Here is a 13,078-nt window from a genome sequence, read left to right as displayed (position 1 = left end):
TACCGGCATAGCGGGCCAGCACCTCTTGGGGCATGTCGCCTTCGCGCAAGATGTCCGAAAACGACCGGATTGAGGTCATGGGCGTGCGCAATTCATGGCTGATCTGGCTCAGAAACGCATCTTTCTGGATCGACAGCGCTGTCAGCTTGGCGTTGGCGTCACGCAGGGCGCGCGCGGTGCGTTCCTGCTCTGATGATTTGGCCTCAAGCCTGTTGGAATATTCCATGATTTGCGCAGCCTCGTCCGCCACGGCGATCAGGTCTTCCACAGATACGCTGCTTCCGCCGATCAACTGCCCGATCATCGCGTGGGCTGTCGCTGCACCGACAGATCCTGCCAGCTCACGCTCAAGCTTTTCAACAAAAATCGATGTGACCTCTGGCAGATAGCCGTGCTTGCCTTGTTGACGGGCTTCCTTTTCAAAAAAGGCCTGCGCCTCTGCGCTGCCGATAGTGCGCTGGGACATTATCAAAAGATCCTCTGCACCCGCAGCGGCCGCCGTCCAAGCCGGTGCCGCGTTGGAATGGTCAAATACATTGACGAATTGCGCACCCTGCAGGCGCTCAAGCGGGGTTGGAAAGGAAACCAGCGAGAACACGATGAACATGACCGTGTTCATAATCATCGACCACATGATGCCATGCACGAGCGGGTCAAGCCCGTCGATCCAGAACAGGGCTTGCGGGCGCAACCAAGCCAAGCCGGCCGGACCTGCGTCAAAAACCGATTGGCTGATAACCGCATCGACACCAAAGCTTGGCAAGAACAGCGTCCAAAGCCAGACCGCCAATCCAGTGAGCAGCCCCATCGCCGCCCCCACGCGCGTGGCCCCGCGCCAGAAGATGCCGCCCAGCATTGCGGGCAAGATCTGAACCGCGCCAGTAAAGGAGACCAAGCCGATGGCTGCAAGCGCCGTGCCGCCGCCCGAAAACCTGTAATAGAAGAAACCGAGCGCGAGAATAGCGCCGATTGTCACCCGTCTGGAGATCAGGATGACCTGACGCACATCACCCGAAATTACCGCCTGCCCATCACCCTGCAAACGCAACCACAATGGGACAACCACGTGGTTGGACACCATCGTCGACAAGGCAATCGTCGCAACGATGACCATGGACGTCGCCGAAGACAATCCACCCAAGAATGAGAACACCGCCAGGCCACCCTGCCCCTGGCTCAGCGGTACCGTGAGAACAAAGAGATCGGGGTTGCTGCCTGCGGGCAACAACTCCAAGCCGACAACGGCAATGGGTACCACAAAGAGGCTCATCATAAACAGGTAAAGCGGGAACGCCCAGCTTGCGACATGCAGGTGTCGTTCGTCGATGTTTTCAACAACGAGGACTTGGTACATGCGTGGCAGGCACAAGAAAGCAGCGCCCGACAGAAAGATCAAACTGATCCAACGGCTGCTTTCACCGCCCCATAAAACGATGTCGGAGGCCTCGATCTTTGCAATCATCTGACCGGGACCACCGGCAATGCCCCAAACCACAAAGACGCCAACAGACACCAGCGCGAAAAGCTTCACGATAGCTTCAACCGCGATGGCGATCACGATGCCGTCGTGACGTTCATTTGCATCAAGGTTGCGGGTGCCAAAAAGGATCGTAAAGACGGCCAAGCCGATCGCGACCCAAAGTGCGGTGACAACAAAATCACTCTGCTGCCAGACGACGCCCTCGACCTGCGCAAAGATGGCAAAAGAGAGTGTCACCGACTGAAGTTGCAACGCGATGTAGGGTGTTCCTGCGACAACAGAAATCAGGGTGACAATCACACCCAATTGCGTGGATTTACCAAAACGCGATGAGATCAAATCCGCAATCGACGTGATCCGCTGCGCCCGCCCGATCCGTACCAAACGGCGCAAGATCCACCACCAGCCGACCATCACGAGCGTCGGGCCAAGATAAATCGTGACGAACTCCAGACCAGAGCGTGCAGCATATCCAACCGCACCATAAAACGTCCAGGCTGTCGTGTAGATGCTGATGGAGAGTGTGTAGACCCATTGCGACTGCAAGAACCGCGCTTGGCCTTGTGCCGCCCTCTGCTCTGCCCAAAAGGCGACAACAAAAAGCAGTGTCACATAGGCAAGAGAAACGACAATCAGGGCGTTGAACGACATCATTTGTCGTTATCACCTGTGCCGCCCGCTTCGGGGATCTTGCGTACCCTACTGGCGAGCAGCCCCGTCAAGACAATCAAAAACAGCCAGACACCAAATACATAAAGCAAACCGCCCGCCCCGATGGATGTCCCTTCATCCTGGGTTTCCCACATCAAGGGGATCGCCCAAAGCATCAGTCCAAGAAACGGAACGAGTTTGGCGGCGTCGCGCATACGTCGCTGCCGGTAGGTTGCACGGTGCAAGAAAACAGTAGGCTTTGGCGGCAGGCTCATGCCCCGATAAGGTTGCGCACGTGGTCGCGCACCTCTGCGTTGGAAAACGGTTTGGTCATAAAGTGATTGGCGCCCAGCCGTTCGGCCAATGCGCGGTCCTTTTCCTGACCACGTGCCGTCAGCATCATTATCGGGATTTCACGCGCGACGTCGCTTTCGCGCAGTTCGCGCAGGATGTCAAAACCGCTGCGTCCGGGCAGCATTACATCAAGAATAATCATGTCAGGTGGCATGGCGCGCACCTTATCCATTGCCGTCACACCGTCTTCATGCGTGTGAACTGTCCACCCGTCACGCGACAGAATAAAGCTGATCGCTTCAATGATATTTGGTTCGTCTTCGATAAGAAGGACACGTTTGCCCATCTCGCCGCCTCCCTATCTGTACCACTTTGAAAAGTGGCCCCTCCTGTATTCAACTATTGCGCGTTTTTTGTGCAAAGTCAAAACACTGCTTCGCCTGAAATGCCTGCCATCGCAGGCTCACGGCGGCTCTTGCAATGTGTGCGCGGGCAAATGCGACACGACACACCAACAGGGGCCAGTCTGCTGCCAGTCTGCGGCGGGTCGGGCATGACAAGCATCGTGCTTTGCTGCGCAGGTGGGGTCTCAAAATCATGCGCACCCAATGGTTCGGCAATCGCATAGCAGAGCAATGGCGTCGCACTCGCTCCGGGCAGCGAGACCGCTTGACGCATGGGCTGCAACGGCCTGCTGAATGTCGCGTATATCGGCCAGAGCGGACAAGCATCGCCGTCGTGGGGAAGGCTGAAACCCGGGACCGGTTTCAGCAGCGTCAAAACCCCGGCAGCATCGCAGATGGCAAGTCCAATCGGCGGATGGCCTGCACCATTGGGCAGGCTGGCCAGACGTCGCAGGACGGTTGCAAATGGCGCAGACATGGCCTGCGCAATTCTTGCCGGATCATATTCGAATTTGATACAGGCCGTGGTCAGTTCTGACAAAGGTATGGCTTGCGCATCTTCTTTGTACTGTCTGGCCCAACGCAGCAAGACATGTTGTGCCGAAGCGCCCAATCCACTGTCCGCGACAATTGTCGCGGGATCGGTCTGCGTGCCCTCAAGAGCCGCGATGTGAAAATCCGTTTTCGCCAGATAGCGCTCAACCTGTGCGATTGGTGCCGCTTGATCCAGGTCGGCTTCTGGCGCCTCAAGATAGGCAATCAGCGCCTCACTGCTGGTTGCCAGTCGCAAACTGTCCTTATGGATGTTTTCATGAAACCGACGCTGCCAGTCGTCATCAAGCGTTTCCGGCCCCACAAGGATCGACGCAGCAGAACGGATCGACGAAACAGCTGAGATCACGTCATGTAAAGACCCTGCCAGAAGCGGATCTGATGACATCCGATCTGCAAGGGCCTGCACCTGATGTTGGAGCGCGCAGATACGCTCCGCCTGTGCCGCGACCAATCCGGCCCATCCGGGATAGCGCGCCGCCAGTTCATCGGCGCGGGCGAGCTCGACCTCTGTCTCAAGCGTCACGGATATCTGGCTCGCGGCATTGCGGATCTGATCGAGCATGTCAGCATCTGCGCCATCGACTAGACGGGCGGGCTCGACACCGAGGGCGCGGGCAATATCGGCGAAAAGCTTACCGCCGATTCTGCGCCGATTGTGTTCGATCAGGTTCAGATAAGATGGTGAAATACCAACTGTTTCCGCCACAGCAGCCTGCCGCAAGCCCCGATCAAGTCGCTTTTCGCGGATGCGTGAGCCCGCAAGCCGTTGCGTCGCCATTGTCATTTCCCCCAATGGATTCAATCGCTTTCTGCGGGTGCAGGAAAACCGATTTACAATATTAACAAATGTTCTGTTGAATAATTTACAAATTTGCCAAGCGTGGTCAATGGCTTGTTGTTGCATGGCGGGACCTCACGCAGACTGCCTGCACACTGATAAAGTGATCGCGAGCTTAGCGAGGAGGCTAATCTCGGAGAAATCTCTAGGGAGGATATGAATGTCCAATTCGAAATTTTCACGTCGTGGCGTAATCAAAACCGGCATGGTTGCCAGTGCTGGTCTCGCAATTCCGCAGTATCTGCGCGCTGACGGTCACACCGGCTTCACCAACGCGCCCGGCGACAGCGATGTTGTCCTTGGCTTCAACGTTCCACAAACCGGTCCCTACGCGGACGAGGGTGCGGACGAGCTGCGCGCCTACGAGCTGGCTGTTGAGCACCTCAACGGCGGCGGCGACGGCGGCATGATGGGCACATTCTCGTCTCAGGCGCTTGATGGCGCAGGTATTCTGGGTCGCGAAGTCAAATATGTCACCGGCGATACACAGACAAAGTCTGACGCCGCTCGTGCATCCGCCCGTTCGATGATCGAAAAGGACGGCGCAATCATGATTACCGGTGGTTCTTCCTCCGGTGTGGCTGTGGCTGTGCAGGCGCTCTGCCAGGAGGCGGGCGTTATCTTCATGGCCGGTCTGACCCACTCCAACGACACCACGGGTAAAGACAAGCGCGCCAACGGCTTCCGTCACTTCTTTAACTCCTACATGTCCGGCGCGGCTTTGGCCCCTGTGCTTGAGGCGGCTTACGGCAACAACCGTAAGGCTTACCACCTGACTGCGGACTATAACTGGGGTTATACCACACAAGAAGCCGTGCAGTCCTCGACAGAGGCTATGGGTTGGGAGACTGTGAACACGGTTCTGACACCGCTGACACAGACTGACTTCTCTTCTTATATCGCCCCTGTTCTGAACTCAGGTGCCGACGTTCTGGTTCTGAACCACTACGGCGGAAACATGGTGAACTCGCTGACCAACGCGGTTCAGTTTGGTCTGCGTGAAGCGCAAGCCAATGGCCAGAACTTCGAAATCGTTGTTCCACTGTACTCTCGCCTGATGGCGAAAGGTGCGGGCGCAAACGTGAAGGGCATCTTCGGATCCACAAACTGGCACTGGTCCTTGCAGGATGCGGGTTCTCAGGCTTTCGTCCGTTCCTTCGGTACGAAATACGGCTTCCCACCATCGCAGGCCGCGCACACATGCTACGTGCAAACGCTGCTCTATGCGGATGCGGTCACACGCGCCGGTTCGTTCAACCCATGCGCGGTTGCCGAAGCTCTCGAAGATTTCGCGTTCGACGGTCTGGGTAACGGCCCAACGCTGTACCGTGGCGAAGATCACCAGTGCTTCAAAGACGTTCTGGTTGTGAAGGGTAAAGAGAACCCAGAAAACGAATTCGACCTTCTCGAAATCGTTGAAGTCACACCTGCCGCGCAGGTCACTTACCCTGCCGATCACCCGCAGTTTGCTGGTGGCGCGCTGGGTACATGTAACCCAGGCGCATAAGCGTTTTGGTCAGGCCACCCACCTCCGGGTGGCCTGACGCATCTACTCGTTTTTCCGGCGCGGGCCACCTTTACGCAGGTGGACACCAATGCCGCGCCGCATGTGCGCGTTCCTTTAACCGATCAGAGGTCACAAGATGGACCAGTTCATCCTTCAAATTCTCAACGGACTCGACAAAGGCTCGGCCTATGCGCTGATTGCGTTGGGTCTGACACTCATCTTCGGCACGCTGGGCGTCGTGAATTTCGCGCATGGTGCGCTGTTCATGCTGGGCGCCTTTGTTGCGGTGACGGTCAGTAACCTGCTGACATTGAGCAAAAAGGTTGTCGATGAAACCCGCACCGACTTTCTGGGCAATCCCTTGCAGGTTGACGTGCCTTATCTTTACGACTTGTTCGGACAGGCCGCCGGTGACGCCATTATCGACTGGGCGGTTCCGATATCAATCCTGTTTGCCATTCCAATCATGGTCGGCATCGGCTTCGCGATGGAACGCGGCCTGATTAAGCACTTCTACAAGCGCCCGCACGCCGATCAGATCCTTGTGACTTTCGGCCTTGCCATCGTGATCCAGGAGATCGTCAAGTATTTCTATGGCGCCAACCCGATCCCGACCCCAGCACCTGAAGCCTTCGTTGGTAGCTTCGATTTCGGCGTGCTGCTTGGTTTTGATCCAAATGCGATCATCTACCCCTACTGGCGCTTGGTCTATTTCTCATTCTCGTTGATTATCATCGCCGCCGTGTTCGCCTTCTTGCAGTTCACAACCTTCGGCATGGTGGTACGTGCAGGCATGGCCGACCGCGAAACCGTGGGCATTCTTGGCATCGACATCGACAAACGCTTCACGATCATGTTCGGCATCGCCGCAGCGGTCGCGGGTCTGGCGGGGGTGATGTACGCGCCGATCAACTCACCCAATTACAACATGGGGATGGATTTCCTCGTACTCAGCTTTGTGGTGGTGGTTGTGGGCGGCATGGGCTCGCTTCCGGGCGCGGTTGCAGCGGGCTTCGTGCTGGGCATTCTGGAAAGCTTTGCATCCATGTCGGCTGTGATCGACCTGCTGCCGGGGATCAACCAGATCATCATCTACCTTGTCGCAATCATTATCTTGTTGACGCGTCCTCGTGGCCTGATGGGTCGCAAAGGCGTGATGGAGGAATAACCAATGCTCGGACTAGAAAAGAAAGACTTCCGTCTGCTGCTTATCGTCATTGGTTTGACCTTGTTTGCACCGTTCATCCTGAACCCCTTCCCTGAAGGTTCCGAGATGGCGCAGTTCAACGCAGGCTACCCTGACCTGATGCAGCGTTTCGTGATCTTCGGCACTTTTGCCATCGGCTTCAATATCCTTTTTGGCCTGACAGGCTACCTGTCCTTTGGTCACGCCGCCTTCCTTGGTGCTGGCTCTTATGGGGCCGTCTGGATGTTCAAACTGCTTGGCATGAACGTGTTGCCCGCGATTGCAGTGAGCGTGATTATTGCGGGGCTGTTCTCGCTGATAATTGGCTATGTGTCTTTACGGCGCTCAGGCATCTACTTCTCGATCTTGACACTTGCTTTCGCGCAGATGTCATTCGCGCTGGCCTATTCGGTGCTTACTCCGATTACGGGCGGTGAAACAGGCTTGCAGCTTGCATTGGATGATCCGCGTATCTTTGGGCTGTCACAGACCGCCACAGGCAACATTCCGGTGCCTTCGATTTTCGGATTGGAGATGCGTTCCAGCATTGAATGGGATGTCGGCGGCTGGTTGTTTACGTTCAACGCTGGCTACTACCTTGCTGCATTCTTCATGGTGCTGGCGTTCTACCTCTCGATCCGGATATTCCGATCACCCTTCGGCATGATGCTGCGTGCGATCAAATCCAACCAAACGCGGATGAGCTATACAGGTCTGAATGCAAAGCCCTATACGCTTGCGGCCTTCGTGATCTCCGGCATGTATGCAGGCTTGGCCGGTGGCTTGATGGTATCCATGGACCCTCTGGCCGGTGCAGAGCGGATGCAATGGACAGCCTCTGGAGAAGTCGTCTTGATGACCATTCTGGGCGGTGCAGGGACTTTGATTGGTCCGGTTCTTGGGGCCGGTATGATTAAATACTTCGAAAACATCTTCTCAAAGATCAATGAGACGATCCTGCACAACTGGTTCGCCTTCCTCCCCGACGGGCTTGAGAACGTCGTGGTTGCGATGATCTATCCGTTTATCGGCAAAGGCTGGCACCTGACCCTTGGTATCGTCTTTATGCTGGTCGTGATCTTCCTGCCCGGTGGTCTCGTCCAGGGTGGTCAGAAAGTTGCGGCACTCTTTCGCCGCAAAAAGACCGAGGACGCCAAGCAAAACGCCACTGAACCGGCCGAATAAGGAGACAGACAGATGGGTTTGTTAGAAGTAAAAGGCATCAACAAGCGGTTCGGCGGTCTGCAGGCGCTTGGCGATGTCAACCTCAGCGTTGAGGAGAACACCACACATGCAATCATCGGACCAAACGGGGCTGGCAAATCAACCTTGCTGAACGTGCTGGTCGGCAAACTGATCCCCGACAGCGGCTCGGTGATGTTTGACGGGCAATCCGTGCTGGGGCGCAAGCCGCATCAGATCAACCAGATGGGCATCAGCCGTGTGTTTCAAACGCCGGAAATCTTCAGCGATCTGAGCGTGTTTGAGAACGTGATGATCCCCTGCTTTGCCAAACGTGATGGGGCGTTTCGCATGCATGCCATTGAAAGCATCTTTGCTGAAAAGGGCATTCAGGAGCAGGCCGAGGCGATCCTTGATGACGTGAATATGCTTGAGAAAAAGCACATGATCGCATCCAGCCTATCGCGCGGTGACAAGCGGCGGTTGGAAATGGCGATGTGTCTGGTCCAGGACCCCAAGCTTTTGCTGCTGGATGAGCCAACGGCGGGCATGGCACGTGCGGACACTGAAAATACGATCAACCTTCTCAAGGAGATCCGCATAAAACGCGGCATCACCATGGCTATCATTGAACATGACATGAACGTCGTGTTCTCCTTGGCGGAGCGGATCACGGTGCTGGCACAAGGCACGCCGCTGGTCGAAGACACGCCTGACAACATCAAGGGCCACCCAAAAGTCCGCGAAGCATATTTGGGCGAAGCACAGGTTTAACCGTACTGGATTTCTCGAAATTCAATCACCCCGTCGTTTTTCTCGAAGAATGCCGCGGGAGGAGACAAGAAAATGAACGCACCTTTCAATAAACACGCCAACAACGCGGCCACCCACCCTGCTTACCTGAGCGTTTGGGAAATCGAGGCCTATTACGGCGAAAGCTACATCGTGCAAAACGTCAGCTTCAACATCCATGAAGGCGAAATACTGGCACTCTTGGGCCGCAACGGTGCGGGGAAGACATCGACCTTGCGCACCATCGCGCGGCTGGACGACCCGCAGCTGACACACGGTGAAATCTGGCTCGATCACAAGCCATTGCATGAGATGAAAAGCCATCAGGCCGCGTCCAACGGCATTTCATTGGTGCCCGAAGACCGGCGCATCATTCCGGGCCTCACGGTTGAGGAAAACCTCCAGCTTGCACAGATTGCGCCGCCAAAGGGCTGGTCGCTGGAACGTATCTATGATCTATTCCCGCGTCTGGGCGAACGGCGCAAACAAGACGGCGTGACCCTGTCGGGCGGGGAACAGCAGATGCTGTCGATTGCACGTGCTCTGGCCCGCGACATCAAAGTACTGCTTCTGGATGAGCCCTATGAAGGTCTGGCCCCGGTTATCGTGCAGGAAATCGCCAAAACCCTTGGGGTGATCCGCGATCAGGGTATTACAACCGTGATCGTTGAACAGAACGCCGTTGCGGCACTGAAACTGGCTGATCGCGCGGTGATCCTTGATACAGGCACTGTGGTATTCGATGGCTCGGCCAAGGAAGTGTTGGAAAACGAGGAGCTGCGCGCGCAGTATCTGGCGATCTGACGGCGGGCATTTACTTTAAACTGCATAGAAAAAGCTGCCCAATATTAAGGTTCTGGTAATTTGAAAGCGTGATTCTGATGGCATCAGTTTCAGCTATCCGGAGCCAGCCCTATGGATACACCACTTAACCTGACCAACCCCACGGCCGTGACGGTCGCGCCCGCGCCCGTTACCAACCAGGCGATTACGCGCAAAGTCACCCCTGTTGACGCACACAACACGCAAATAACGCGCCCTGCGGAAAAACCATTTGCGGCACAAGTGGTTTCTGCGCTGCTTTCAGACGCTGATTTCCCGCAAGCCCCCGGCGAAATCGCCCCGGCAGAGCGCACTTTGCGGCCCTATGATGTGCCGATGCTGCCTTACGCTGGCGCGGAAATGCTACCCGCATCGGATGAGAATACCGAAGACGCAATGGCGCCGGGACGTCAGAACGTGACCGACACCGCGTGATTTCGCCTCCTGCCGCTTTTCACCTTCGATACCTTGCCCTATAAGCGTCGTGATGCTTTGTGACGCAACGTCGCGTAAGCGCCAATAATATGGGCAAAAGGCCGAGGGAAACATGGGCAACAAAACGTCTCACGATAGCGATGTCAGCTTTATTCAGGCATTGGCAGAATTGCTGCACGAAAATGATCTGACCGAACTTCAGGTCAAGCGCAATTATGGCGAAAATGACAGTCTGAATGTGCGCGTCAGTCGGCAGACACAAACTGTCATGCAAGCCAGCATTCCCGCCGCTCCAGCGGCCCCTGCCGCACCCGCTGCCCCAACAGCCCCTGCCCCTTCTGCAAACAGTGATGCCGATCCTGCAAATCACCCCGGCGCCGTTACATCGCCGATGGTGGGAACCGTTTACATGGCCGCGGAACCCGGCGCCGCTGCTTTCGTCAGCGTCGGCACAACGGTGAAAGAGGGTGACACGATCCTCATCATCGAAGCGATGAAAACAATGAATCACATTCCTGCGCCACGTGCGGGTACGGTCAAGCGGATCCTTGTCGAAGACGGTGGGCCGGTTGAATTTGGCGCGCCACTTGTGATTATCGAATAAGGCTGGCTCCATGTTCGATAAAATCCTCATCGCCAACCGTGGCGAAATCGCCCTGCGTGTCGTCCGGGCCTGCCGAGAGCTGGGCGTCAAATCTGTGGCCGTGCATTCCACCGCTGACGCGGACGCGATGCATGTGCGGATGGCTGACGAAGCCATTTGCATTGGCCCTCCGTCATCAACTGACAGCTACTTGTCCTTCCCCGCGATCATCTCCGCTTGCGAAATCACCGGCGCGCAGGCCATCCACCCCGGCTACGGCTTCCTGTCAGAGAACGCGGGCTTCGTGCAAGTCGTCGAAGATCACGGTCTGACCTTCATCGGCCCAACAGCCGAGCATATCCGCGTCATGGGTGACAAGATCACCGCAAAGGACACGATGAAAGATTTGGGCGTGCCATGCGTGCCCGGCTCGGACGGTGGTGTGCCGACATTGGCAGACGCCAAGCGCGTTGGCGAAGAAATTGGCTATCCGGTCATCATCAAAGCCACCGCGGGCGGCGGCGGGCGCGGCATGAAAGTCGCGCAAACGGCCGACGATATGGAAAAAGCATTCCATTCCGCCCGCGCAGAGGGCAAAGCCGCCTTCGGCAACGACGAAGTCTATATCGAGAAATACCTCACCACCCCACGCCATATCGAAATTCAGGTGTTCGGCGACGGCAAAGGCAACGCGGTCCATCTGGGTGAGCGAGATTGCTCACTGCAGCGCCGCCACCAAAAGGTCTTTGAGGAGGCCCCCGGCCCCTGCATCACCCCCGAATTGCGTGCGCGCATTGGCAAGGTCTGTGCAGATGCCGTGGCCAAAATAAATTACACGGGCGCAGGGACAATTGAGTTTCTGTTCGAGAATGATGAATTCTATTTCATTGAGATGAACACCCGTCTGCAGGTCGAACACCCTGTCACTGAAAGCATCTTCGGGGTTGACCTGGTGCGCGAACAATTGCGCGTCGCGTCCGGGATGCCGATGTCTTTCGCACAGGACGATTTGCAGATCAATGGTCACTCCATCGAGGTGCGCATCAACGCCGAAAAGCTGCCAAACTTCGCCCCCTGCCCCGGCACGATTACGCAGTACCACGCGCCCGGTGGTCTGGGTGTACGCATGGATTCAGCGCTTTATGATGGCTACCGGATCCCGCCCTACTACGACAGCCTGATCGGCAAACTCATCGTACACGGGCGCGACCGGCCTGAGGCTTTGGCCCGGCTTGAGCGCGCCTTGGGCGAGCTGATCGTCGACGGCATTGATACCACCTTGCCCCTGTTCCACGCGCTCTTGCGCGAAGAGGCCGTCCAAACCGGTGAATACAATATCCACTGGCTCGAACACTGGTTGGAAAAAGACCTGCTTTGAACGCGCAGGCCACAGCGTACAGGTTCCGCGTCGCATGGTCCGGTCGCGGGGCAGGCAATATCTTTGACCCCTTCTTGCTCCACAGGCGGCAACCGGCTCCTGTTGGCCCCTGGGCGGCCGCATACGCCAGGGCATCCGCCATAACCTAGTGCGGCATGGCTTGGCACTCTGTTGACTGTCACGACCTGTCCGGGCACCATTGCGATTGCGTTCAAAACACCGTCGGTACGTTCGCGGCTCCGCGGTTCAGGCGGATCACGGCCGCCTGCTGTTTGATGAAATCACCATCAACAATCACTGATTTTGGCTGTCACCGATGGATTAATGGCAACAGACGGGAGTGATCCACCACATGATAGAGAAGTCCAAAGACAGCAATGACATCGTAGCGCCCCGCGCCGCAACTGCCTCTTCTAGACCTGCAAGAAAATCCGCGACGCGCATTGTCAGGACAGGCACTCAACCGCGCACCCAAATCAAGGACGCGGAGGCCTGCAATTGCCAGCGCATGATGCGTAATCAGGAAAGTGTAACGCTTATTTAAGCGCGCAACTGCATAATGCGCATTGGCATAACAGGGTATCTACGGCAGAAAATCGAAGAAAGCCAAAACCCGATCCTTTTTTGCTTGAAGCGAAGCTGATACTAGCCATGCAAGGCCCCGATCACCAGACAGGACAACGCGCTGATGAAGGACGATCCGACGCTGACGCCAGAGCTGCTCTTGCAGGCGTATCGTGTGGGGCTGTTTCCAATGTCAGAAGGGCGCGATGACCCAGAAATTTTCTGGGTTGATCCCAAGATGCGCGGTGTTTTCCCGTTGGATGGCTTTCGCATCTCACGCAGTCTGGCAAAACGGATGCGTACTGGCCGCTACCGGGTGAGTTATGACACGGCGTTTGATGCGGTAATGCGCGGATGTGCAGACAGGCAAGACACCTGGATCAACGACACGATTTTCGCACTTTATG

13 protein-coding genes are annotated in these 13,078 nt (G+C 56.5%); 9 read left to right on the top strand and 4 right to left on the bottom strand.

Going from position 1 to position 13,078, the window contains the following annotated elements; genetic code table 11:
* From ACFDSS_RS09945 to ACFDSS_RS09930, 4 genes are all read right to left on the bottom strand, one after another.
* Positions 1–2,134 (bottom strand): histidine kinase dimerization/phospho-acceptor domain-containing protein (locus ACFDSS_RS09945; RefSeq protein WP_375255593.1); only part of this gene is annotated, 2,134 nt, incomplete at its 3' end.
* Entirely contained in the window at positions 2,131–2,346 is a 216-nt protein-coding gene (locus ACFDSS_RS09940; RefSeq protein WP_375255592.1) for a hypothetical protein, read from the bottom strand. The genes ACFDSS_RS09945 and ACFDSS_RS09940, both read right to left, overlap by 4 nt.
* A 56-nt stretch (positions 2,347–2,402) precedes the next feature.
* Positions 2,403–2,771 carry a response regulator transcription factor gene (locus ACFDSS_RS09935; protein ID WP_375255591.1) on the bottom strand — a complete coding sequence of 123 codons (369 nt, stop codon included), beginning with the start codon at positions 2,769–2,771 and terminating at the stop codon, positions 2,403–2,405.
* A 77-nt stretch (positions 2,772–2,848) separates the two neighbouring features.
* Entirely contained in the window at positions 2,849–4,162 is a 1,314-nt protein-coding gene (locus ACFDSS_RS09930; RefSeq protein WP_375255590.1) for a short-chain fatty acyl-CoA regulator family protein, read from the bottom strand.
* Positions 4,163–4,382: 220 nt separating this feature from the next.
* On the opposite strand from ACFDSS_RS09930, the gene ACFDSS_RS09925 reads away from it, so the two are divergent.
* The 9 genes from ACFDSS_RS09925 to ACFDSS_RS09885 all read left to right on the top strand — a co-directional run.
* A complete protein-coding gene (locus tag ACFDSS_RS09925) occupies positions 4,383–5,729 on the top strand; it encodes a substrate-binding protein (RefSeq protein WP_375255589.1) in 1,347 nt (448 codons plus the stop codon).
* A 136-nt stretch (positions 5,730–5,865) separates the two neighbouring features.
* A complete protein-coding gene (locus tag ACFDSS_RS09920) occupies positions 5,866–6,897 on the top strand; it encodes a branched-chain amino acid ABC transporter permease (protein WP_375255588.1) in 1,032 nt (343 codons plus the stop codon).
* Positions 6,898–6,900: 3 nt separating this feature from the next.
* Entirely contained in the window at positions 6,901–8,100 is a 1,200-nt protein-coding gene (locus tag ACFDSS_RS09915; protein WP_375255587.1) for a branched-chain amino acid ABC transporter permease, read from the top strand.
* Positions 8,101–8,112: 12 nt separating this feature from the next.
* Positions 8,113–8,871 (top strand): ABC transporter ATP-binding protein, encoded by a 759-nt coding sequence (locus ACFDSS_RS09910; RefSeq protein WP_375255586.1) that lies wholly within the window; start codon positions 8,113–8,115, stop codon positions 8,869–8,871.
* Positions 8,872–8,943: 72 nt separating this feature from the next.
* Entirely contained in the window at positions 8,944–9,693 is a 750-nt protein-coding gene (locus ACFDSS_RS09905) for an ABC transporter ATP-binding protein (protein WP_375255585.1), read from the top strand.
* 111 nt (positions 9,694–9,804) lie between these two features.
* Entirely contained in the window at positions 9,805–10,146 is a 342-nt protein-coding gene (locus tag ACFDSS_RS09900; RefSeq protein ID WP_375255584.1) for a hypothetical protein, read from the top strand.
* A 112-nt stretch (positions 10,147–10,258) separates the two neighbouring features.
* A complete protein-coding gene (gene accB, locus ACFDSS_RS09895) occupies positions 10,259–10,750 on the top strand; it encodes an acetyl-CoA carboxylase biotin carboxyl carrier protein (RefSeq protein WP_375255583.1) in 492 nt (163 codons plus the stop codon).
* Between the two features lie 10 nt (positions 10,751–10,760).
* Positions 10,761–12,107: an acetyl-CoA carboxylase biotin carboxylase subunit gene (gene accC, locus ACFDSS_RS09890; protein WP_375255582.1), complete on the top strand. Its 1,347-nt coding sequence runs from the start codon at positions 10,761–10,763 to the stop codon at positions 12,105–12,107.
* A 688-nt stretch (positions 12,108–12,795) separates the two neighbouring features.
* The coding region (locus tag ACFDSS_RS09885) for a leucyl/phenylalanyl-tRNA--protein transferase (RefSeq protein WP_375255581.1) at positions 12,796–13,078 on the top strand (283 nt) is incomplete at its 3' end.

This window comes from Yoonia sp. (genome assembly GCF_042093035.1).
GTDB lineage: Bacteria > Pseudomonadota > Alphaproteobacteria > Rhodobacterales > Rhodobacteraceae > Yoonia.
This window is presented reverse-complemented; position numbering and strand designations above follow the sequence as displayed.